This window comes from Pseudomonas sp. S07E 245, from assembly GCF_019599025.1.
GTDB classification, from domain to species: Bacteria; Pseudomonadota; Gammaproteobacteria; order Pseudomonadales; family Pseudomonadaceae; genus Aquipseudomonas; species Aquipseudomonas shirazensis.
The window spans coordinates 2955865-2978651 of sequence record NZ_CP080625.1 but is presented as its reverse complement, the minus strand read 5'-3'; the positions used below and the strand labels follow the sequence as shown (position 1 = coordinate 2978651).

Genomic DNA, 22787 nt, shown 5'->3' with positions numbered 1-22787 from the left:
TCCAGAAATGCCGCGTATCCTAGCATCAACTTGGGAGCAGATTCTGCGGCTTGCCTGCCGCCCAGCAGATGATGTTGTCCAGGGTGGTTTTGGCGATCGCCTGCAGCGCCTCATGGGTGAGGAAAGCCTGGTGGGCGGTGATGATCACATTGGGGAAGGTCAGCAGCCGCGCCAGTACGTCATCCTGCAGCGGCTGGTCGGAGCGGTCCTCGAAAAACAGCTGGGCTTCTTCTTCGTAGACGTCCAGGCCCAGATAACCCAGCTGGCCACTCTTGAGCGCATCGATCAGGGCCGGAGTGTCGACCAGCGCGCCGCGGCCGGTATTGATCAGCATGGCGCCTGGGTGCAGCGCCGCCAGGCTCTGGGCATTGATCAGGTGCCGGGTGTGCTCGGTCAGCGGGCAGTGCAGGCTGACGATGCGCGCCTGGGCCAGCAGCTCGGGCAGATCCAGATAACGCGCGCCAAGGGCGAGCATGTCCGGGTTGGGGTAGGGGTCATACGCCAGCAACTGGCAGCCGAAGCCGGCCATGATCCGGGCGAAGGCCAGGCCGATCTGGCCGGTACCGATCACCCCGACGGTCTTGCCGTGCAGGTCGAAGCCGGTCAGGCCATGCAGGGTGAAGTCGCCTTCGCGGGTGCGGTTGTAGGCCCGGTGCAGGCGCCGGTTGAGGGCCATGATCAGCGCTACGGCGTGCTCGGCCACCGCGTGCGGTGAGTAAGCCGGGACCCGCACCACAGCCAGGCCCAGGCGCGCGGCTGCGGCCAGGTCGACATGGTTGTAGCCGGCCGAACGCAGCGCGATCAGACGCGTGCCGCCGGCTGCCAGGCGCTCCAGCACGTCGCTGTGCAGCTCGTCGTTGATGAACGCGCAGACCACCTCGTAGCCATCGGCCAAGGGCGCGGTGTCGACGGTCAGCCGGGCAGACTGATAGTGCAGGTCCAGGTCGCTGTCGCGGCATACCTGGCTGAAGCTTTCCTGGTCGTAGTGCTGGCTGCTGAACAAGAGAATGCGCATGGCAGAGGTCCTTTGCGGCTGAGCAGGGCAGTGTAGCCAGCCTGGTGTGGAGCGTATTGACCCAAGCCAGCGTAGCTGGCGCGGGTCACACGCTCAGCTGAGCCTGCTCGGCTAACCGTTCGATAGCCTGATCGAGTTCATCCAGCGCCTGCATGGCCTGCGGGCTGTCCTGCTTGAGCAGGGTTTCACTGCGCTGGCAGGCCGCACGCAACTGCGGCACGCCGCAGTAGCGCGAGGCGCCATTGAGGCGGTGCACGCGCTCGATCATCGCCTCGCGATCACCCGCCACCCGCGCCACCTGAATGGCTACGCGATCTGCCTCCAGCGAATCGAGCAACATGCGCAGCATGTCTGCTGCCAGATCAGCCTTGCCGGCTGCCAGGCGCAAGCCTTCTTCGGGGTCGAGCACCTTCAGCTCGCTGCTTTCCGGCAACCGCTCCAGCGGCTGCTCCTGCTGCGGTGGGGCCAGGTTGAGGCCGGTCCATTTCATCACCACCTGGGCCAGCTGGCGCTCGCTGATCGGCTTGGTCAGGTAGTCATCCATGCCGCTGTGCAGCAGGGCACGTTTTTCGTTGGCCATGGCATGCGCGGTAAGGGCGACGATGGGCAGCGGGTTGCCGGTCTGGCCGCTTTCCCACTGGCGGATCTGCTCGGTGCAAGCACGGCCGTCCATGCCCGGCATCTGCACGTCCATCAGCACCAGATCGAACGCTTCGTCCTGCACCGCCTCGACCGCCGCATAGCCGTTGTCGACCGCCAGCACTTCGGCGCCGAGGCCCTCGAGCAGGGTCTGTACCAGCAGCAGGTTGGCTGGGTTGTCGTCGACGCAGAGGATCTTCGGCATGCGCTGGCTGCCCGGCATACGCACTTCGCTCAGCTGCCGGCGCGGCTGGATCAGCTCAAGCAGCAGCCGGCGCAGCTTGCGCGTGCAGGTGGGCTTGGACAGCAACTGGCCGTGCGGGTTGGGCAAGCTGGGATGATACAAGCCCTGCTCGGTGGTCGGGCAGAGCACCACGCACAGGCACTGCAGGCGTTCCAGCTGCTGGTTGTACTGGCCGAGCAGCTCGGGCGAGAGGTTGTTCAGGTTGGCGCCGAGCACAGCAAATTCAAACGGTTGCCCGGCCTGATGGGCGGCTTGCACGCCTTGCACCAGTTGCTCGAACGAGGCGAACACGCTGACGCTCAAGCCGCAGTCCTGCAGCTGGTGCTCCAGCGCCTGGCGGGCCAGCTCATGGCCGTCGACGATGGCCGCACGGCGACCCAGCAGCGCTTGTAGCGGCAGTTCCGAGCCATCGTCGTGGGCCCTGGGCAGATTTAGACTGATCCAGAACTGCGAGCCCTCGCCGGGCGCGCTGTCGACGCCGATTTCGCCGCCCATCTGCTCGATCAGGCGCTTGGAGATGACTAGCCCAAGGCCGGTACCGCCGGGCTGGCGCGACAAGGAGTTGTCGGCCTGGCTGAAAGCCTGGAACAGCGTGCGCACGTCCTGCGGGGTAAGGCCGATACCGCTGTCCTGCACGCTGATGCGCAACTGCACATGGTCACCCTGTTCGTCTTCGAGCATCGCCCGCACGACGATCGTGCCTTCGCGGGTGAACTTGATCGCGTTGCTGACCAGGTTGGTGAGGATCTGCTTCAAGCGCAGCGGGTCACCGACCAGCGACAGCGGCGTATCCCGGTAGACCAGGCTGAGCAGCTCGAGCTGTTTGGCGTGGGCGGCTGGGGCGAGAATGGTCAAGGTGTCCTGGATCAGGTCGCGCAGGTTGAACGGGATGCTGTCGAGCACCAGCTTGCCGGCCTCGATCTTGGAGAAATCGAGGATCTCGTTGATGATCCCCAGCAGGTTGTCGGCAGACTGTTCGATGGTGCCGAGATAATCCAGCTGACGCGGCGCCAGTTCGCTCTTCTGCAGCAGATGGGTAAAGCCGAGGATGCCGTTGAGCGGGGTGCGGATCTCGTGGCTCATGTTGGCGAGGAACTCGGACTTGATCCGGCTGGCCTCGAGGGCTTCCTTGCGTGCCATGTCCAGCTCGATGTTCTGGATTTCGATGGTTTCCAGATTCTGGCGCACGTCTTCGGTGGCCTGATCGATGCTGTGCTGCAGTTCTTCATGGGCGCTGTGCAGGGTCTCGGCCATGCGGTTGATGCCGGCCGCCAGCTCGTCCAGCTCATGGCTGCCCATGGCCGGCAAGCGCGCTTCGAGGTTGCCGTCCTTGAGCTGAGTGACCGCCTCCTTGATCCGCCTGATCGGGTCGTTGATGGTGCGGCTCATGCGCAGGGCGACCAGTGCGGTCACGGTTAGGCAGGCGAGAATCAGCAGCACGCTGGTGAACAGGTTGCGGTAACCGCGCAGCAGGGTGCCATCATGCGACAGCTCGATTTCCACCCAGCCGAGCAGGCGCTCGGCTTCGGCCGGCACTGCGTCAGCGGCCAGGTCGCGGTGATGGCCGAACACCGGCATCAGGTAGCGGGTGGCGTCATTGCCAGTGCGTTGCAGCAATTGCGTGCCGCTGCCGCCGCTGGGCGGCTGGTTGAGCATGCTCGGCCCGGCATGGGCCAGCTGGGTGCGCTGTGGGGTCAGGAACACCACCGCGCGCACGTCGCTTTGCTCCAGCGCCTGGCCGGCAATCCTTTCCAGCTGGTCAGTGGCATGGCGGGCGAGGGCGGGCGCCGCCAGCGGCGCCAGTTGTTCGGCAATCATCTTGCCGCGCTGGAGCAACTGGGTACGCAGCTCGTTTTGTTGCAGCCAGGTGAAATAGATGCCCAGCACCAGTGCCATCAAGGTAGCCGGCAGCAGCGCCAGCAGCATGACCCGGCTTCTGATTCCCAAACGATCGAGCACACTCGCCTCCTGTGATGTGCCTGATGGCCGTCGCCGAGCGGGACGGAATAGTTGCCGAACGTTACTCCGGCTGCGGGCGTAAAGCGATCATTTCAGCGCCCCAGGCGGGCTGGCAGGCTGCGCTTGCAGCCGGAGGCGCTAATGGTTTGGTCGTAATCCAGTTGCCTAGCCTTGAGTTACTGGCCAATAATCGCGCAATTGAGAATCAATGCCAGAAGCCAATGAATCCCGTAGCCATTCATCACTCGAACATTCTCGCCATCGAAGACGACCCGGTCCTCGGCGCTTACCTGCACGAAGAATTGCAGCGCGGTGGGTTTCAGGTGACCTGGTGCCGCAACGGCCTTGACGGTCTGGAAACAGCAGGCCGGCAGGTGTTCGATGTGGTCCTGATGGATATCCTCCTGCCGGGGCTGAACGGCCTCGATGCACTTGCGCAGCTGCGGCGCAAAAGCGCCACGCCAGTGATCCTGATGTCGGCCCTGGGCGCTGAAGCGGACCGTATCACCGGCTTTCAGCGCGGCGCCGATGACTATCTGCCCAAGCCCTTCAGCATGGCCGAGTTGCAGGTGCGCATCGAGGCGATCCTGCGCCGGGTTGAGCTGGAGCGCCGGCGCCAGGCACCGCAACCTGTCGAGCCAGGCGAGCTGCGCTTTGATGACGCTATCAGCGATGTTTGCCTCGGCTCCAACTGGGCCGGCCTGACCCCCAGCGAATATCGCCTGCTGGACACCCTCTACCGCAATCCGGACGAGGTGCTGAGCAAGCCCCTGCTGTATCAGCAAGTGTTGCAGCGGGGTTACTCCCGCCACGATCGCAGCCTGGACATGCACGTCAGCCAGATCCGCCGCAAGCTCAAGGCGGTCGGTTACCACGAGCGGCAGATCGTCACCGTTTGGGGCAAAGGTTATGTGCTCAGCGCCGGCGAGGGCTGAACCATGCTCGATCGACATTCGTTGTTCTGGCGCCTGGCGATTTTGCTGGTGGGCTTTTGCCTGTTGATGATTGGCCTGAGCTACAGCTGGGGTCGCTACATGGAAACCCAGAATGCATTTCTCTCCAAGCCCGCCCGGCAACTGCTGCAGGCCTACGCGGTCGAGGCTGAGCAGGCCTGGCACCAGGGCGGCCAGGCCGGCATCGATCAATGGTTGCAAGGCATGCGGGCGCGTGAGCAGGGCTTTGTCGGCGTCATCAACAGCCACCTGCACAGCTTGAGCAGTACCCCGCTGACGGCCGAGCAGACCCAACGCCTGACCCGCCTGCGCCAGGTCGACTGGCCGATGAGCCGACGCAGTGTCGATCAACCGTGGCTGCGCTTGCCGTTCGCCGACCCCGCCGCGCAGGCCATGCTGGTCATCGAATTGCCCACGCGGCTCAATCCGGGCCAGTACCTGTGGCTGTGGCGGATCCTGATCAACGGGGTGATTCCCGGCCTGTTCACCTTGCTGCTGTGCGTGGGTCTGTACCGCATGCTGATTGTGCCGTTGAACCAGCTGCGCGAGCAGGCCAATGCCTGGCGCGCCGATCAGCTCTCGGCGCGGCTGGACGCGACTACCATGGGCCGGCATGACGAGCTGGGTGAGCTGGCGCGTGCCTTCGACCAGATGGCCGAGCGCCTTCAAGGCACCGTGGCCTTGCAGCAACAACTGCTGCGCGACCTGTCCCACGAAATGCGCACGCCGCTGAGCCGCTTGCGGGTGGCCGGCGATGGCGAGGCTGACCTTGGGCGCCTGCGCGAGCGCGTCACGCGGGAGGTCGATTGCATGCAGCAATTGGTCGAAGACACCCTGCAACTGGCCTGGCAGGACGCCGAACGGGCGCCGATGAACCTCGAACCGATCCAGCTGCAGGCGCTGTGGGACATGCTCGCCGAGGACGCCTGCTACGAAAGCGCCTGGCAGCCTGCACGTCTGCGCTGTGAATTGCCAGCCACCTGCTGGGTGCAGGGCAACCTCAACCATTTGGCCCAGGCCGTGGAAAACCTGTTGCGTAATGCCATTCGTCATTCGCCTGGCGACGGCGTGATCACCCTCGGCGGTCGGCGTGAGGGTAGTTACTGGCGGATCTGGCTGGAAGACCAGGGCGGCGGTGTGGCCGAGGACGATCTGGAGCGTATCTTCGCGCCGTTTTCGCGGCTGGACGGTTCGCGCCCCGGCGACGGCGGCTTTGGCCTCGGCCTGAGCATCGCCCGCGGCGCCATTCAACGCCAGGGCGGGACGCTTTGGGCCGAGAACGGCAAACGCGGCCTGCGCCTGTGCATGCGCCTGCCAGCGCACGTCGAAGCGAGCGAATCGGCGCCGGCACAGCTGCTATATAGCTGACAGCTATATCGACCACAGATTGCGTGATATGGCCGGCAAGGGAATGCCGGTATGATAGGCGCCCCTGTCGTTTTGATTGCGAAAGACACCATGACCCTGCAGTACCCAACCATCGCCGATTGCGTCGGCAATACGCCTCTGGTTCGCCTGCAGCGCCTCGCAGGTGCGACCAGCAATACCTTGTTGCTCAAGCTCGAAGGCAACAACCCGGCCGGCTCGGTCAAGGACCGCCCGGCACTGTCGATGATCACCCGCGCCGAACTGCGCAACCAGATCAAGCCCGGCGACACCCTGATCGAAGCGACCTCCGGTAATACCGGCATCGCCCTGGCCATGGCTGCGGCGATCAAGGGCTACAAGATGATCCTGATCATGCCCGACAACTCCACTGCCGAACGCAAGGCAGCGATGACCGCCTATGGCGCCGAGTTGATCCTGGTGAGCAAGGAAGAGGGCATGGAGGGCGCCCGCGATCTGGCCGAAAAGCTTCAGGCCGAAGGCCGCGGGTTGATCCTCGATCAGTTCGCCAACGGCGACAACCCGTTGGCCCACTACACCAGCACCGGCCCGGAGATCTGGCAGCAGACCCAGGGCAGCGTCACTCATTTCATCAGTTCGATGGGCACTACCGGCACCATCATGGGCTGCTCGCAGTACCTCAAGGAGCAGAACCCGGCGGTGCAGATCGTTGGTCTGCAGCCCATGGACGGCTCGTCGATTCCCGGCATCCGGCGCTGGCCTGAGGAATATCTGCCAAAGATATTCGACGCCACTCGAGTTGATCAGGTGATCGACATGTCCCAGGCTGAAGCTGAACACGTCACCCGCCGCCTTGCCCGGGAAGAGGGCATTTTCTGCGGTGTGTCCTCTGGTGGTGCGGTGGCCGGTATGTTGCGCCTGTCGCAGCAGGTGGAGAACGCCGTGATGGTTGCGATCGTCTGCGACCGCGGTGATCGCTATCTTTCCACTGGCCTGTTCGACGCGACCTGATGACCAAGAAAAGTAAAGGCGGCCTGCGTTTCCAGCCGGCCGGCGGCGATCGTGCTGCGCAAGTTCCCGTAGGCAAGAAGCAGCGCCTGGACATCGAGCGCCTGGCCGGTGATGGCCGCGGCATCAGTTTTCATGAAGGGCGGACCTGGTTCGTCAGCGGCGCCCTGGCCGGCGAAGCGGTGGAAGCGCGGGTGCTTGGTGCCCGTGGCAAGATCGTCGATGCGCGCCTAGAGCGGGTCCTGCAAGCCAGCCCCGAGCGGCGCCCGGCGCCGTGCCGGCACTATGATCGGTGTGGCGGTTGCAACCTGCAGCACCTGCCGCACGCCGAGCAGCTGGCGCTCAAGCAGCGCATGCTCGCCGAGCAATTGCAGCGGGTGGCCGGGATCCAGCCAGAGCAATGGGCAGCGCCGTTGTCCGGGCCTGAATTCGGCTACCGCCGACGCGCGCGGATTGCCGTGCGCTGGGACGTCAAGAACCGTCAGCTGGAAGTCGGTTTCCGTGCCGAGGCCAGCCAGGCGATCATCGCCATCGACGAATGTCCGGTGCTGGTACAGCCCTTGCAAACGATCCTGCGGCATTTGCCGACGGTGTTGCGCAGCCTGAACAAACCGCAGGCGCTGGGCCATGTCGAGTTGTTCAGCGGCAGCGCCGAGGCCGTCCTGCTGCGCCACGTGGCGCCGCTGCCAGAGGACGACCTGGCACGGCTGCAGGCCTTCTGCAAAGAGGCAGGCGCCCAGCTATGGTTGCAAGGGGAGGGCGAGCCTGCGCCGGTCGAGGCCGGGCAGACCCTCGGTTTCACTTTGCAGCCGTGGCAGATGCAGCTAGCGTGGCGCCCGGGCGATTTTGTTCAGGTCAACGCCCAGGTCAATACGGCCATGATCGAGCAGGCCCTGGCCTGGCTCGCACCGCAGCCTGACGAGCGTGTGCTGGACCTGTTCTGCGGCCTGGGCAACTTTGCCCTGCCGCTGGCCAGGCAGGCCCGCGAAGTGGTGGCAGTGGAAGGTGTGCAGGTGATGGTCGAGCGGGCGGCAGCCAATGCCCGTGACAACAATGTGCATAACGCGGCGTTTTTTCAGGCCGATTTATCTCAACCTCTGGCAGGTGCCGAATGGGCCGCCGAGGGTTTTTCTGCGGTACTCTTGGACCCACCGCGCGACGGTGCTTACGAGGTGGTGCAAGGCATCGCCCGCCTCAAGGCCAAGCGGCTGGTGTATGTCTCGTGTAACCCGGCGACGCTGGCGCGTGACGCGCAGGTGCTGGTCGCCCAAGGGTACCGGTTAACAAGGGCCGGGATTCTCGACATGTTTCCTCAGACGGCGCATGTCGAAGCCATGGCGTTATTCGAAGTGGGCTAGCCAAAGCTGGCCCTCTTGGTGCGGCTTCCAGGGAATGGTAGGCGCACGGTGATTGTCAGTGCGGCCGTGGGCTGCGCTGTATGGAAAGGTAAAGCAAAGATGGTACAGGTGAGAGTGCACCAGCCGGTCAACAGCGACGGCAGTATCAATCTCGAAGCGTGGCTGGATCATGTGGTGAGCGTCGATTCGGCGCTGGACCGGGTGAACCTGAAAGAAGCCTGCGAGTTCGCCCAGGAAGTCGAGAAGAAGGGCAACCCGGCCAAGCATTCGTGGGCGGACGGTACGTCCAGTTTCCAGGCCGGCCTGGAGATCGCCGAGATCCTCGCCGATCTCAAACTTGACCAGGATTCGCTGGTCGCGGCGGTGATCTACCGCGCAGTACGTGAAGGCAAGGTCACCTTGGCCGAGGTCGGTCAACGCTTTGGCCCGGTAGTGTCGAAGCTGATCGACGGCGTGCTGCGCATGGCCGCCATCAGTGCCAGCCTGAGCCCGCGCCAGTCGCTGGTGCTCGGCTCGCAGGCGCAGGTCGAAAACCTGCGCAAGATGCTCGTGGCCATGGTCGACGACGTGCGCGTCGCCCTGATCAAACTGGCCGAGCGCACCTGCGCGATTCGTGCGGTGAAAGCCGCCGATGAAGAAAAACGCCTGCGCGTGGCCCGCGAGGTGTTCGACATCTATGCGCCACTGGCGCACCGGCTGGGTATCGGGCATATCAAGTGGGAGCTGGAGGACCTGTCCTTCCGCTATCTTGAGCCTGACCAGTACAAACAGATCGCCAAGCTCCTGCACGAACGCCGGCTGGACCGCGAGCGCTTCATCAACGATGTGATGAACCAGCTGCAGAACGAGTTGCTGGCCACCGGCGTCAACGCCGATATCAGTGGCCGGGCGAAACATATCTATTCGATCTGGCGCAAGATGCAGCGCAAAGGCCTGGAGTTCAGCCAGATCTACGACGTGCGCGCCGTGCGCGTGCTGGTCCCGGAGATCCGCGACTGCTACACCGCCCTGGGCATCGTCCACACCCTCTGGCGGCACATTCCCAAGGAATTCGACGACTACATCGCCAACCCCAAGGAAAACGGCTACCGCTCCCTGCACACCGCAGTGATCGGCCCGGAGGGCAAGGTGCTCGAGGTGCAGATCCGCACCCACGGCATGCACGAAGAAGCCGAGCTCGGCGTCTGCGCGCATTGGCGTTACAAGGGCACCGACGTCAAGGCCAGTTCCAACCACTACGAAGAAAAGATCTCTTGGCTGCGCCAGGTGCTGGAGTGGCACGAAGAGCTGGGCGACATCGGCGGCCTGGCCGAGCAGCTGCGTGTCGATATCGAGCCTGACCGGGTGTATATCTTTACCCCCGACGGCCACGCTATCGACCTGCCCAAGGGCTCGACACCGCTTGACTTCGCCTACCGCGTGCACACCGAGATCGGCCACAACTGCCGTGGCGCCAAGATCAACGGCCGCATCGTGCCGCTCAACTACAGCCTGCAGACCGGTGAGCAGGTCGAGATCATCACCAGCAAGCACGGCAGCCCAAGCCGCGACTGGCTGAACTCGAACCTTGGCTACGTCACCACCTCGCGTGCACGGGCGAAGATTGTCCATTGGTTCAAGCTGCAGGCGCGCGATCAGAACGTCGCCGCCGGCAAGACCCTGATCGAGCGCGAACTGAGCAGGCTTGGCCTGCCTCAGGTCGATTTCGATCGGTTGGCCGAAAAAGCCAACGTGAAAACCGCCGAAGACCTGTTTGCTGCCCTGGGTGCCGGCGACTTGCGCCTGGCGCATCTGGTCAACGCAGCCCAGCAGTTGCTTGAGCCGGAACGGATCGAGCAGATCGAGCTGACCCCGCGCAAGCCGTCTGGCGTGCGTAACGGCAAGCGTGCCGATATCCAGATCCAGGGTGTCGGCAACCTGTTGACGCAGATGGCCGGCTGCTGCCAGCCGCTGCCCGGCGAGGCGATCGTTGGCTATATCACCCAGGGCCGCGGCGTGACCATTCACCGCCAGGACTGCGCCTCGGTGCTGCAACTGAGCGGGCGTGAGCCGGAGCGGATCATCCAGGTCAGTTGGGGCCCGGTGCCGGTGCTGACCTACCCGGTCGACATCATCATCCGCGCCTACGACCGCCCAGGCCTGCTGCGTGATGTGTCGCAGGTGCTGCTCAACGAGAAGATCAACGTGCTGGCGGTCAACACCCGCTCGAACAAGGAAGACAACACCGCCTTGATGTCGCTGACCATCGAAATCCCCGGTCTGGATGCCCTCGGGCGTCTGCTCGGGCGGATTTCGCAGTTGCCCAACATCATCGAGACGCGGCGTAACCGTACTCCTTAGAACCGCGGGGACTCTTTCGCGGCGGTCCGGCGTCCCGGTGATCCCGCTCCCACAGGTCGATCAGGGCCCCTGGGAGTGGGTTTACCGGGACGCCGGACCGCCGCGAAAAGAGCGCAACCGAAGGACCTGCCATGACTTACACCCTTGAAGACCTGCTGCACCTCATGGCCCGTCTGCGTGACCCGCAGCATGGCTGCCCATGGGACTTGAAGCAGGACTACGCAAGCATCGTCCAACACACCATCGAAGAAGCCTACGAGGTGGCCGACACCATCGAGCGGGGCGATTTCGCCCACCTGCAAGGTGAACTCGGCGACCTGCTGTTCCAGGTGGTTTACTACAGCCAGCTGGCCCGCGAAGAAGGCCGTTTCGAGTTTGCCGGCGTGGTCGACGGCATCACCCGCAAGCTGATCCGCCGCCACCCGCATGTGTTCCCCACCGGCGAGCTGTACGCGCCGCTGGACACGCCGAGCCTGAGCGAAGCCCAGGTCAAGTCGCGCTGGGAAGAGATCAAGGCCCAGGAGCGCGCCGAACACAGCGTGCCCGAGCAGTTGTCATTGCTTGACGACGTTCCCGCAGCCTTGCCGGCCTTGTCACGCGCCGCCAAGCTGCAAAAGCGCACGGCCACGGTCGGCTTCGACTGGCCCGACCCGCTGCCGGTGCTGGACAAGGTCCGTGAAGAGCTGGATGAAGTGTTGCAGGCCATGGCGGATAATGACGCCGATGCATTGGAAGACGAGATCGGTGACCTGCTGTTTGCCACGGTCAACCTCGCCCGCCATCTCAAGCAAGACCCGGAAAACGCCCTGCGTCGCGCCAATCGCAAGTTCGAGCGGCGTTTTCGCTTCATCGAACAGGCCTTGCGCGACAGCGGCAAGCCTATCGAATCCTGTAACCTTGATGAATTGGACGCCCTTTGGGGTGAAGCCAAACGCCAAGAAAAGAACCTGCCCAGCTGCGGCTGAGCTGTTGCATAAGTGAGTGAACATCCATGAGCCTTTCCCTTCGCGACCAATTGCTCAAGGCCGGTCTGGTTAACCAGAAGCAGGTCCAGCAGACCAACAAAGCAGAAAAGAAACAGAAGCGCCTGGAACAAAAAGGCCAGGTCGAGGTGGACGACACCCAGCAGCGTCTGGCCAAAGAGGCCATGGCGGAAAAAGCCAAGCGTGACCAGGAACTGAATCGCCAGCAGCAGGAGAAGGCCGAGCAAAAGGCCCGGGCGGCGCAGGTCAAACAATTGATCGAGGCGACCCGCCTGCCCAAGTTGACCACCGAGGATTACTACAATTTCGTTGACGACAAGAAGGTCAAGCGGATTGCGGTGAACGCGCTGATGCGCAGCAAACTGAGCAATGGCTCGTTGGCTGTAGTGGCGTTGGGTGGGGGTTACGAGGTGATTCCGCGGGAGGCGGCGGTGAAGATTCAGGAGCGTGATCCTGGGCGGATTCTGTTGCTCAACACGCATGTCGAGGAGGCCGATGAGGATGATCCGTATGCGGCTTACAAGATTCCTGATGATTTGATGTGGTAACGCCCGCCGCGGGTGGTGTCTTGAGTTACAAAGGGCTGCTTGGCAGCCCTTTTTCATGCGGCGCCTGGTGGGGAAACTGCCAGGCGCGTTGATCGAGACAGGGGTTATTGCTGGCGCTGGTTCTCGAGGGTTTCGAGTTCGGCGCGGTATTGCTGGGCTTCGTGTTCCTGGTGGAACATGCCCACCAGTTCGCCTTGCTGGTGGACGTCCCAGATCCGCACACCGGCGGCCAGGCCTTCATGGGACATTTTCGATTCGTCGCGTTCGGTTACTTGGACTGTCATCGTTGAAAACTCCACTTTGAGTTGGCTGCGGCAGAGTGTCGCAGGACTTAGTTATAGGGTTTATTAGCAGGCTAAGTAAATAAACTCGGCATGAAGGATTTTTCATCGACCTAGGATCGTGCGCTTTCTGAGCAGCCTTGCCGGGCGCAGGGCCGGACGGAAGCGGCTACGCAGCGCCCTTGGCTATTTCTGAACTGCTCACTGTTGCTGTGGGCAGCGCTGGCTTTGGTTCTTGTGCGGCGGGATCAGGCGTCCGGCTGGGCAGCCCTTTGCCTTGGGTAGCGAACTTTCCTACACCCTTATCAGAAACCGTCCAGGCCCCTGAAAAGCGTCAGCTCGGTATGGTTGGCAGGCAACAAAAGCCGTGAAAAAACGCGGCCCGCCCCCCGCCCCGTCGGCAACTCATCGACCCTATCGGCGACGCTTGCAGACGCTGAAAAGGACGCCACCATGATCAGCATGGACAAGCTCTTCGCTATTAATCGGGCTGCCTGCGAGGCCCTCAGCGTACCGTTAGCCGCAGGCCCTGCAGTCAGCTGCACCCGCAGCTTCACCATTCTGCCGCTGCGCTACGCCGCCGTCGGCGGCAACTCCGGCTTGCGCGAGCGCCTGCCGCAATCTTTCGTCATTCTTCGCGGATCATCAAGTTAGGCCTTGTTCTTATCTCGCCCGCCTTCCTCATCCTCGGCCTAAGCCACTGGCTAAGCCTGCTACTGTGCTGGAAACCGCGCTGGCCAAAAATCATCCGCGAAGCAGGGCTACCCGGAAAACCCATCCCGCCGCTGACCACCTTGGCCGACAGGCCGCCTCATATCCAGGAGCGCCTGCGTGAGAACGCCCATCTTTGGGCCATCCGCCCGGGCCAGCGGCCGGCGAGAAAACCACGCGTTGCCCGTAGGCCAGCGAAAGCCGACAACCGATGCATCACAGCTGAGGAGTCTTTCATCGATGAGCTCCATTGTTCTGATGGACACTCTCGGTGAGCCCCCCAGGTCCAGCGCAAACGCACTCATATTCAAGCCATAAAAAACCCCACATCAAAGTGGGGTCCTTTCACAGCGGATTCAGCTCAAGACAGAATCAATTGCCTTTCACCGACCGCCCATCAACCGTACCATCCTGCAGCACGATCACGTATTCCTTGCCATCAGTCTCAACCTGACGCAACTGCACCAGCAGATAATCCCAATCCTTGGCGAACCAAAGCTCGGTAATCCGCTTGCTCTGGCTAGGATCACGCACGCGCTCGACCTTGATCGCATCGACCTGCCCAGTCTTGGTAGTCACCTTCTCAGTGCCCAAAACCCGGAAGTCATAGGTATCGATCTCATCGCCATCGACCACCTGATACGACACACTCTTCTTGCCCGCCGCCACGTCATGCTGCAGTGCCAGCTGATACGAAGACTTGTCCAGCACGCCACGATTCAACGGCAGACTCACCGCATCACCACGGTCGCTACCGGTGACTTTCTTGCTCGCCCAGTCAAAGTCCAGATCGACTTTCTTTGCCTTGCCCAGGCCACCGCGTTCGAAGTGGTAGGTCTGCGGCAACAACGCATCCTTGTCCACCCGTACGGTGCTTTGCTCGGTCAAGCTGGCAATCATCATCGAAGCCTTGAAGTTCAGGCTCCAGGTCCCGTTGGCATTTTTCACCAGGCTACGCTCGGCGGTGCCGCTCATGGGCAGCTGCTTCCAGTCGGCGGTGTAGCTGGCCGAGAAGGGCTTCAGATCAGCTGCCTGAAGAGGCAGGGCAAGCACGGCGAGAGCCATCAGCAGGGCGCGACGCATAAAATCTCCTAGGGACGAATCAAGTGACCGCTGGCCGCCAGCGGCTGGCCATCCAGTAACGCACCGTGCTCGCCCAGACGCAAGCGTCCTTCGGCGAACCAGCGCACCGCCAGCGGGTAGATCTGGTGTTCCTGGTGGTGAACCCGGGCTGCCAGGCTTTGCACGGTGTCATCTGCTGCCACCGCAACCACTGCCTGTACGACCAGAGGCCCGCCATCGAGTTCCTCGGTGACAAAGTGCACGCTGCAACCGTGCTCGCCATCACCCGCTTCCAGGGCGCGCTGGTGGGTATGGAGGCCTTTGTACTTGGGCAGCAACGAAGGGTGGATATTCAGCAGGCGGCCTTGATAGTGACGCACGAAACCGCCGCTGAGGATGCGCATGAAACCGGCGAGCACCACCAGGTCCGGGGTGAAGCCGTCGATCAGCGCCATCAGCGCTGTATCGAATGCCTCACGACCGGTGAAACCCTGATGCTCCAGCACCGCAGTCGCGATGCCGGCCGCTTTGGCCCGTTCCAGGCCATAGGCATCGGCGCGGTTGGAGATCACTGCGCAGATGCGCACCGGACCGTCTGGCTTACAGCTGTCGAGCAGCGCCTGCAGGTTGCTGCCGGAACCCGACAGCAACACCACAACATTACAGGTCTTGCCCGGCATCAGTGCGCCTTGAGGTTCTGCAGGTCGACCTGAGGTGCGCCTTCGGCGGCATCGGCGATCTGACCGATCACCCATGGCTGCTCACCGGCTGCACGCAACACGTTGAGGGCGTTTTCGACCTGGTCCTGGCCAACGCAGATGACCATGCCCACGCCGCAGTTCAGGACGCGGTGCATTTCGTGCTCGTCGACGTTGCCTTTTTCCTGGAGGAAATCGAACACTACCGGACGCTGCCAGCTGGCCACGTCGATGATCGCCTGGGCGTTTTTCGGCAGGACGCGCGGGATGTTGTCGAGCAGGCCACCACCGGTGATGTGGGCCATGGCCTTGACGGCGCCAGTGTCCTTGATCAGCTTGAGCAGCGGCTTGACGTAGATGCGCGTTGGCGCCATCAGCAGGTCAGCCAGCGGCTTGCCGTCGAGCTGGGTGCTCTCGATGTCGGTCGCGGAGACTTCGAGGATCTTGCGGATCAGCGAGTAGCCGTTGGAGTGCGGGCCGGACGAAGGCAGGGCGATCAAGGCGTCACCGCTGGCGACTTTCGAGCCATCGATGATCTCGGCTTTTTCGACCACACCGACGCAGAAGCCGGCCAGATCGTAGTCTTCACCTTCGTACATGCCAGGCATCTCGGCGGTTTCACCACCGACCAGCGAGCAGCCAGCCAGCTCGCAACCGGCACCAATACCCGTTACCACGGTCGCTGCAACGTCAACGTTGAGCTTGCCGGTGGCGTAGTAGTCGAGGAAGAACAGCGGCTCGGCGCCGCAGACGATCAGGTCGTTGACGCACATGGCGACCAGGTCCTGGCCGATGCTGTCGTGGCGGTTCAGGTTCAGTGCCAGGCGCAGCTTGGTGCCGACGCCGTCGGTGCCGGAGACCAGCACCGGCTGTTTGTAGCCGGCCGGGATCTCGCAGAGGGCGCCAAAGCCGCCCAGGCCACCCATGACCTCAGGGCGTGCGGTGCGCTTGGCCACGCCCTTGATGCGTTCGACCAGTGCTTCGCCGGCGTCGATGTCTACACCGGCGTCTTTGTAGCTCAGGGAGGGTTGCTTGCTCATTGATCCAGGCCTTTAGAGGTAGGGATACGGAAAAACGACCGCGACGGCCAAGGCCGGCTGTTGCAGCGGCGGCTGCCTGTTCGTCACTGGTCTGCGAAGGCGCGCGATTTTATCAGGGTTGCCGGGCAGCGGCCATCCTCAGGCCGACGGGCAGGGCGGTAAATGTTTAAAAACATCCTTTCATGGGCCGCGACTGGTTGCCTGACCGGTCGCTGTATAAGGTATAGGTATGGCGCGGGGACAAAATTGCCGGCGGACGGAGCGATCGACAGGCGCTGCGGTCACAGCCAGCAGGTACAGGCTCCGCGCCCTCGTTCATCTGGACAGGAATCCTCCATGCGTCTTCTCAATTACCTGGCTGCCGGTTGCCTCGCCTTGCTGGCCAGTGCGGCCCAAGCCGAAAGTGTTGCCGGGCTTTATCAAGTACGTGAAACGGTCGACGGCCAGGGCACCGAGGCGCGCTCCCAGGCCACAGCACGTGCGCTCGACACGTTGATCCTGCGTCTGACCGGCGATCCGAAGGCGCCGCAGTCGCCAGCCCTGGCCGCGCTGCGCAAGGACCCGCAACAGATCATCAATCAGGTCGGCAACGAGGCCGGCCCGCCCGAGAGCGTGCTGGTCGAGTTTGACGCAGGCAGTACCGAGCGTGCCTTGCGTCAGGCTGGCCTGGCCTTGTGGGGCAGCAATCGGCCGTCGATCCTCAGCTGGTGGTTGAACGACAGCGTCGACGGCAGCAGCCTGGTCGGCGATGGCCAGAGCGCCGCTGAGCCGCTACGCCGCGCTGCGCAACATCGCGGCCTGCCGCTGCGCTTGCCGTTGGCCGACCTGCAGGAGCAACTGGTCGCCAATGCCAAGCAGCTGGAAGGCAAGGATCCGAGCGCGCTGCGCGAAGCTTCCGAGCGTTACGCTGCCGATGCGCTGTTGGCCGTGCACGCTCGTGAAGCCGACGGCAAGTGGCAGGGCAAATGGCAGCTGTGGCTGGGTGACCAACGTGAGCAAGGCGATGCCGAAGGCGCTGATCAGGCTGCCTTGGCCGACGCGGTGATGCTGGCGGTGAGTACTCGTCTGGCGCCGCGCTATGTCACTCGACCGGGTGCCAGCAGCGAGCTGCTGGTGCAGGTACAAGGCATGAACCTCAAACGTTATGCAGAGCTCAGCCGCGTGCTCGAACCCTACGGTCCGCGCCTGCAACTGGCCGATGGCGACAAGCTGACCTATCAGGTCAGCGGCAACCGCGAGCAACTGCGCGCCCAGCTGGGCCTGGCCAAACTCCGTGAACTGCCAGCCGAACCGGCCGCCGCCGCACCTGCAGCCCCTGTTACAAATGAACCAGCCGGGGCTGCGCAAGCTCCGGCAGCGAAACCTTTCGATGGCTTGCGCTTTGCCTGGTAAGAGAAAACATGAACATGATGACTGATCAGCGTCGCTGGGTATGGCTGGGCGTGGCCCTGGTAGTGGCGGTACTGCTGTATAGCCTGCACAACATCTTGTCGCCGTTTCTGGTCGGCATCCTTCTGGCGTATCTGGCTGACCCGTTGGTCGACCGCCTGGAGCGGGCGGGTCTGTCTCGCACCTGGGGCGTAGTGGTGGTTTTCGCCTTGTTCACGCTGATCTTCATGGCCTTGCTGCTAGTGCTGATCCCGATGCTGGCCAAGCAGCTGGTACGCCTGTACGAGCTGACGCCGCAGATGCTCGACTGGCTGCAGCATGTGGCACTGCCGTGGGTGCAAAGCCGCCTGGGCCTGGCCGATGGTTTCTGGAAGTTCGACAAGATCAAGGCCGCCATCAGCGAGCATATGGGCCAGACCACCGACATTGTCAGTGCGGTATTGAGTCAGGCCACGGCGTCGAGCCTGGCCCTTCTTGCATGGCTGGCGAACCTGGTGCTGATCCCGGTAGTGGGCTTTTACCTGCTGCGTGACTGGGACCTGATGATGGCCAAAGTGCGCAGCCTGCTGCCGCGTCAGCGCGAGGAACAGATCGTCGAGCTGGCAGGTGAATGCCACGAAGTGCTTGGTGCATTTGTTCGTGGGCAGTTGCTGGTGATGCTGGCGCTGGGGGTGATCTATGCCAGTGGACTGATGCTGGTCGGCCTGGAGCTTGGCTTGTTGATCGGCCTGCTGGCCGGCCTTGCTGCGATCGTGCCTTATATGGGCTTCATCATCGGCATTGGCGCGGCGTTGATTGCCGGGCTGTTCCAGTTCGGCGGTGATCTCTATCCGATGCTGGGTATCGTTGCGGTGTTCATGATCGGCCAAGCGCTTGAGGGCATGGTCCTGACTCCGCTGCTGGTAGGCGACCGGATTGGCCTGCACCCGGTGGCGGTGATCTTTGCCATCCTCGCCGGCGGTGAGCTGTTTGGCTTCACCGGTGTCCTGCTGGCCTTGCCGGTAGCCGCGGTGATCATGGTGCTGCTGCGCCATGCCCACGAGATGTACAAGGAGTCGGACCTGTACGGCGGCGAAGAAGACCCTCAGCTTTAACGCGGGGGAGGGGGCTGCGAGTACAGCCCCGCTTCGGTGCAAGCCCTTGATTTTACTTGCCCTCTCGCCGGCCCTGATTGTGCCGCCCGCGCTGCAGGTATAGACTTTGCAGACTTTCCTCCAAGGCCCCGTGGTCCTCGTGACCGTCAGCCCAGCATGAAACCGATCCAGTTGCCCCTGGGTGTGCGTCTGCGAGATGACGCAACCTTCATCAACTACTATCCGGGCGCCAATGCCGCAGCACTGGGCTATGTCGAGCGCTTGTGCGAAGCCGACGCCGGCTGGACCGAGAGCCTCATCTACCTATGGGGCAAGCAGGGTGTGGGTCGCACCCACCTGTTGCAGGCTGCCACCCAGCGTTTCCAGCAGCGCGGAGAGCTGGCGGTCTACCTGCCCCTGGCGCAGTTGCTCGATCGCGGTATCGAGCTGCTCGATCACCTCGAACAGTACGAGCTGGTGTGCATCGACGATCTGCATGTGATCGCTGGTAAAGCCGACTGGGAAGAGGCCATGTTCCATCTGTTCAACCGCCTGCGCGACAGCGGCCGACGCTTGCTGCTGGCCGCATCCAGTTCGCCGCGCGAATTGCCGATCAAGCTTCCCGACCTCAAGTCGCGCCTGACCCTGGCGCTGATCTTCCAGATGCGCGGGCTGTCCGATGAAGACAAGCTGCGCGCCCTGCAACTGCGTGCCTCGCGCCGCGGTTTGCACCTGACCGACGAGGTCGGCCATTTCATCCTCACCCGCGGCGCGCGCAGTATGAGTGCGCTGTTCGATCTGCTCGAGCGGCTTGATCAGGCCTCGCTGCAGGCTCAGCGCAAGCTGACCATCCCTTTTCTGAAAGAAACGCTGGGCTGGTAAACCTCTGAAACCAGCGGGCTACAGCGGAAAACGGAAAAGTCACATTTTTTTCGATAAAATTTGCAAATGACCCTGATAGAAGGCATAGTCGCAGCCTCCTTTAGAACTAAAGACACGGTCGTGCACATGCTCAAGCACTTCGCACCCCTCGTGCCACTCGCACTTGTGACCCTGCTTTTTGGCTGCGCGGCGCATAGCCCGGTTTCCCAGCCCCAGGATCACCCACAGGTTGCCGCACATTCTGCGGACCTGATCAAACCTTCCGCTTCTTCGGTCTTCGGCGAAGAGCCAATGGCTACCGACGAAGACCTCGAGGCATTCTCCAGCAGCAAACCTTACCAGTTGCCAGTCCTTGCCGACAGCATCCTGGAGCGCGGCATGGCCTTGATCGGCACCCGCTATCGCTTTGGCGGCACTTCGGAGAAGTCCGGTTTCGATTGCAGCGGTTTCATCGGTTATCTGTTCCGCGAAGAGGCTGGCATGAACCTGCCACGCTCGACCCGCGAGATGATCAACGTCGATGCACCGAAAGTAGCCCGCAACAAGCTCAAGCCAGGCGACCTGCTGTTCTTCAGCACTAACGGCCGCGGTCGCGTAAGCCATGCCGGCATCTACCTGGGTGACAATCAGTTCATCCACTCGAGCAGCCGTCGCAGCGGTGGTGTGCGTATCGATAATCTCCAGGATCGTTACTGGAGCAAGACCTTCATCGAGGCCAAGCGCGCCCTGGCCATGGCGCCAACGATGATCTCGCGTAACTGATAGCCAGTTGCTATATTCGCACGGCGGCGATGCTTAAAAAGCTCGCCGCCGTGCGCATTTACAGAAAGCGTCTAATCTAATTTCTCAACTCTTTTCGACTGCGGTCGATCGGCCTCTTACAGGAAGTTTCAGCCATGGTGACAGTGGCGCGCTTCGCATTTCTTTCGCTGGTGGCGATGCTCGCTGCCTGCTCCAGCCGTGCTCCGGCACCGGCACCTGTGGTTCAGCCACAAATCACCTTCAATCAACAACCCAGCTCTTCGCCGGTTGCGGCGGATGTGTTGTTCCGGGCTATCGGGTTGGTTGGCACGCCTTATCGCTGGGGCGGCAATACGCCGGATTCGGGGTTTGATTGCAGTGGGCTGATTGGCTATGTGTACCGGGATGCTGCTGGTATCAGCTTGCCGCGGTCGACTCGCGAGATGATTGTGATGCGGGCGCCTAGCATTGATGTCAATTCGCTGCAGTCGGGGGATTTGGTGTTCTTTGCTACCGGGGGCGGCTCGCAGGTTAGCCATGCCGGGATCTATGTCGGGGAAGGGCGCTTTGTGCATGCGCCGCGTACTGGCGGGACTGTGCGGTTGGATTACCTGAGTAATAGCTATTGGGCCAAAGCGTATTTGCAGGCCAAGCGAGTATTGCCGGCTGGGCATTTGGCGCAGAATCCCTGAATTAGCGACCTACGCGGTCCCTGTGGGAGCGGCCGTTAGCCGCGAAGGGCTGCGTAGCGGCCCCGGTGATCTCTGGTCGTTCACTGGTGCTGCGTGCTTATCCATTCTCTGTGGTGGCCTTGCGGGCCCCTTTCGCCCTTACGGCGAGTCACTTTTTTGGCAAACGCCCCAAAAAAGTAACCAAAAAAATGCTGGGCTCCACATCCGGCCCCTTCGCTGCGCTGCGGGGTTCCCTCGCTCCGGTCTTGCTCCCGGGAGGGCCGCGCTGTACGGGCCATCCTGGCCCGCAGCGCTTGCCGGCCATCCATGGCCGGCACCTCCCTTCGCAAGACCTGCGCTCGGCCTCCTGAGTCGCCGGTGGATCAAGATCAAAAGCAGATCAAGAGCACGCCTCGCTTCGCTGGCGCAGATCAAGAGCGAAAGTCAAAAGCCGGGGCTGCTCAGCGCTCTCATTGCTTTGCTGCGCTCACACGCCAAATCACATTGCCCACATCATCCGCTACCAGCACGCCCTCGCGCTGATCGCTGACCACGCCAACCGGTCGGCCCATTGCCTCACCTTGTTCACTCAAGAAACCGCTCAGTAGGTCCAGCGCCTGGCCTGCTGGCTTGCCGTCCGCATCGAACGGCACAAAGATCACTTTGTAACCACTGTGTGGCTTGCGGTTCCACGAGCCGTGTTGACCAATCAGCGCGCCACGGCCAAACGGTGCGGGCAACAAACCTGGCTCGATAAACGCCAGGCCAAGCGAAGCGGTATGTGGCCCCACGGCGTAATCCGGTACCAGCGCCTGGGCGACTTTGGCTGGGTCTTGTGGTTGTACCCGCACGTCCACGTGCTGCCCGTAGTAGCTGTACGGCCAGCCGTAGAAACCGCCATCCTTGACCGAGGTGATGTAGTCCGGGACCAGGTCGCTGCCGATCTCGTCGCGCTCATTGACCGCCGTCCATAGCGCCCCCGATTGCGGCTGCCAGGCCAATCCATTCGGGTTGCGCAGCCCGGAGGCGAAGATGCGGTGGCTGCCGGTTGCGCGGTCCACTTCCCAGATCGCCGCGCGGCCTTGCTCTTGCTGCATGCCGTTCTCTGCCACGTTGCTGTTGGAGCCTACCGTGACGTACAGCTTGCGCCCGTCGGGGCTGGCGATCACGTTCTTGGTCCAGTGGTGATTGAGGGTGCCACCCGGCAGGTCGGTGACCTTCTGCCCGCGGCCGTCGATCTGCAACGCATCGGTCACGTAATCGAAGCGCAGCAGCTTGTCGGTGTCGGCGATGTACAGGTCCTTGCCTACCAGCACCATGCCGAAGGGCGAGTTGAGCCCTTCGATAAAGCGGCTGCGGGTTTCGGCGACGCCGTCATGGTCGCGGTCGCGCAGCAGGGTGATGCGGTTGGCGGTGGGGACGCCGGCACCGGCCTTGGACATGGCTCGTTTCATGAACCAGCCGCGCAGGCCTTTGCCGTCGTCCGGCTTGGCCGGTGCGTTGGTTTCGGCGACCAGCACGTCGCCATTGGGCAGCACATACAGCCAGCGCGGATGGTCGAGATGGTCGGCAAATAGCGCAACCTGAGTGCCGGCCGCTGCAACTGGTTTGCCACCCTGCGGCCAGCCGACCGCCGGCGCGACGTTGACGGTTGGCAACAGGGTTTTGTTTGGCGCCGGTAACTGCGGTGTGGGGCCGATGCCATCGTTGACTCTGAGGCTGGCGGTCTCGCCGCAGCCGCCGAGGCCTGCGAGCAAGGCGAGCACAACGGCACTGCGCATTCTGTCCATGGGCGGGCTCTCGACAAGGGCTATGGCATACAGAACCATAGGCGCCGGACGAGGT

At 62.8% G+C, this 22787-nt stretch carries 20 protein-coding genes; 13 read left to right on the top strand and 7 right to left on the bottom strand.

What is annotated here, in order from left to right:
• Positions 1 to 25: 25 nt before the first annotated feature.
• Both K3F44_RS13725 and K3F44_RS13720 read right to left on the bottom strand, forming a co-directional pair.
• Positions 26 to 1015 carry a 2-hydroxyacid dehydrogenase gene (locus K3F44_RS13725; protein ID WP_220632431.1) on the bottom strand — a complete coding sequence of 330 codons (990 nt, stop codon included), beginning with the start codon at positions 1013 to 1015 and terminating at the stop codon, positions 26 to 28.
• 85 nt (positions 1016 to 1100) lie between these two features.
• Positions 1101 to 3857: a response regulator gene (locus K3F44_RS13720; RefSeq protein WP_101321753.1), complete on the bottom strand. Its 2757-nt coding sequence runs from the start codon at positions 3855 to 3857 to the stop codon at positions 1101 to 1103.
• Positions 3858 to 4078: 221 nt separating this feature from the next.
• On the opposite strand from K3F44_RS13720, the gene K3F44_RS13715 reads away from it, so the two are divergent.
• From K3F44_RS13715 to K3F44_RS13685, 7 genes are all read left to right on the top strand, one after another.
• Entirely contained in the window at positions 4079 to 4792 is a 714-nt protein-coding gene (locus tag K3F44_RS13715) for a response regulator transcription factor (protein WP_220632430.1), read from the top strand.
• 3 nt (positions 4793 to 4795) lie between these two features.
• Positions 4796 to 6178: a sensor histidine kinase gene (locus K3F44_RS13710; protein ID WP_220632429.1), complete on the top strand. Its 1383-nt coding sequence runs from the start codon at positions 4796 to 4798 to the stop codon at positions 6176 to 6178.
• Positions 6179 to 6268: 90 nt separating this feature from the next.
• Positions 6269 to 7168, top strand: a complete 900-nt coding sequence (gene cysM / locus K3F44_RS13705) for a cysteine synthase CysM (RefSeq protein WP_150573746.1) — start codon at positions 6269 to 6271, stop codon at positions 7166 to 7168.
• Positions 7168 to 8523, top strand: a complete 1356-nt coding sequence (gene rlmD, locus K3F44_RS13700; RefSeq protein WP_150573747.1) for a 23S rRNA (uracil(1939)-C(5))-methyltransferase RlmD — start codon at positions 7168 to 7170, stop codon at positions 8521 to 8523. The genes cysM and rlmD overlap by 1 nt, the downstream gene beginning before the upstream one ends.
• 99 nt (positions 8524 to 8622) lie before the next feature.
• Positions 8623 to 10863, top strand: coding sequence for a GTP diphosphokinase (relA, locus tag K3F44_RS13695; RefSeq protein WP_101321749.1), 2241 nt, complete (start codon positions 8623 to 8625; stop codon positions 10861 to 10863).
• Positions 10864 to 10994: 131 nt separating this feature from the next.
• Entirely contained in the window at positions 10995 to 11828 is an 834-nt protein-coding gene (mazG, locus tag K3F44_RS13690) for a nucleoside triphosphate pyrophosphohydrolase (protein ID WP_101321748.1), read from the top strand.
• Positions 11829 to 11854: 26 nt separating this feature from the next.
• Positions 11855 to 12394 (top strand): DUF2058 domain-containing protein, encoded by a 540-nt coding sequence (locus K3F44_RS13685; RefSeq protein WP_101321747.1) that lies wholly within the window; start codon positions 11855 to 11857, stop codon positions 12392 to 12394.
• Positions 12395 to 12498: 104 nt separating this feature from the next.
• Here K3F44_RS13685 and K3F44_RS13680 read toward each other — a convergent pair whose 3' ends face one another.
• Positions 12499 to 12678: a hypothetical protein gene (locus K3F44_RS13680; protein ID WP_101321746.1), complete on the bottom strand. Its 180-nt coding sequence runs from the start codon at positions 12676 to 12678 to the stop codon at positions 12499 to 12501.
• A gap of 450 nt (positions 12679 to 13128) precedes the next feature.
• On the opposite strand from K3F44_RS13680, the gene K3F44_RS13675 reads away from it, so the two are divergent.
• Complete coding sequence (locus K3F44_RS13675; RefSeq protein WP_220632428.1) at positions 13129 to 13329, top strand: hypothetical protein; 201 nt, start codon at positions 13129 to 13131, stop codon at positions 13327 to 13329.
• A gap of 429 nt (positions 13330 to 13758) precedes the next feature.
• Here the strand turns inward: K3F44_RS13675 and K3F44_RS13670 are convergent, their stop codons facing one another.
• The 3 genes from K3F44_RS13670 to purM are packed head-to-tail and all read right to left on the bottom strand — an operon-like array spanning position 13759 to position 16186.
• Positions 13759 to 14469 carry a DUF3108 domain-containing protein gene (locus K3F44_RS13670; RefSeq protein WP_101321744.1) on the bottom strand — a complete coding sequence of 237 codons (711 nt, stop codon included), beginning with the start codon at positions 14467 to 14469 and terminating at the stop codon, positions 13759 to 13761.
• A gap of 8 nt (positions 14470 to 14477) precedes the next feature.
• Positions 14478 to 15128, bottom strand: a complete 651-nt coding sequence (gene purN / locus K3F44_RS13665) for a phosphoribosylglycinamide formyltransferase (RefSeq protein WP_101321743.1) — start codon at positions 15126 to 15128, stop codon at positions 14478 to 14480.
• Positions 15128 to 16186 (bottom strand): phosphoribosylformylglycinamidine cyclo-ligase, encoded by a 1059-nt coding sequence (purM, locus tag K3F44_RS13660; protein ID WP_101321742.1) that lies wholly within the window; start codon positions 16184 to 16186, stop codon positions 15128 to 15130. Before purM ends, purN begins: the two co-directional genes overlap by 1 nt.
• Positions 16187 to 16522: 336 nt before the next feature.
• On the opposite strand from purM, the gene K3F44_RS13655 reads away from it, so the two are divergent.
• The 5 genes from K3F44_RS13655 to K3F44_RS13635 all read left to right on the top strand — a co-directional run bounded on the left by K3F44_RS13655 (position 16523) and on the right by K3F44_RS13635 (position 20963).
• A complete protein-coding gene (locus tag K3F44_RS13655) occupies positions 16523 to 17578 on the top strand; it encodes a DUF2066 domain-containing protein (protein ID WP_220632427.1) in 1056 nt (351 codons plus the stop codon).
• Positions 17579 to 17595: 17 nt separating this feature from the next.
• A complete protein-coding gene (locus K3F44_RS13650) occupies positions 17596 to 18669 on the top strand; it encodes an AI-2E family transporter (RefSeq protein ID WP_150570963.1) in 1074 nt (357 codons plus the stop codon).
• Between the two features lie 156 nt (positions 18670 to 18825).
• Entirely contained in the window at positions 18826 to 19530 is a 705-nt protein-coding gene (hda, locus tag K3F44_RS13645) for a DnaA regulatory inactivator Hda (protein ID WP_220632426.1), read from the top strand.
• A 126-nt stretch (positions 19531 to 19656) separates the two neighbouring features.
• Complete coding sequence (locus tag K3F44_RS13640; RefSeq protein ID WP_101321739.1) at positions 19657 to 20292, top strand: C40 family peptidase; 636 nt, start codon at positions 19657 to 19659, stop codon at positions 20290 to 20292.
• Positions 20293 to 20426: 134 nt separating this feature from the next.
• Positions 20427 to 20963, top strand: coding sequence for a C40 family peptidase (locus K3F44_RS13635; RefSeq protein WP_181108265.1), 537 nt, complete (start codon positions 20427 to 20429; stop codon positions 20961 to 20963).
• A gap of 449 nt (positions 20964 to 21412) precedes the next feature.
• Here the strand turns inward: K3F44_RS13635 and K3F44_RS13630 are convergent, their stop codons facing one another.
• The gene (locus K3F44_RS13630; protein WP_101321737.1) at positions 21413 to 22732 is read right to left on the bottom strand and encodes a sorbosone dehydrogenase family protein; all 1320 of its coding nucleotides are present in this window, start codon (positions 22730 to 22732) and stop codon (positions 21413 to 21415) included.
• Positions 22733 to 22787 lie beyond the last annotated feature (55 nt).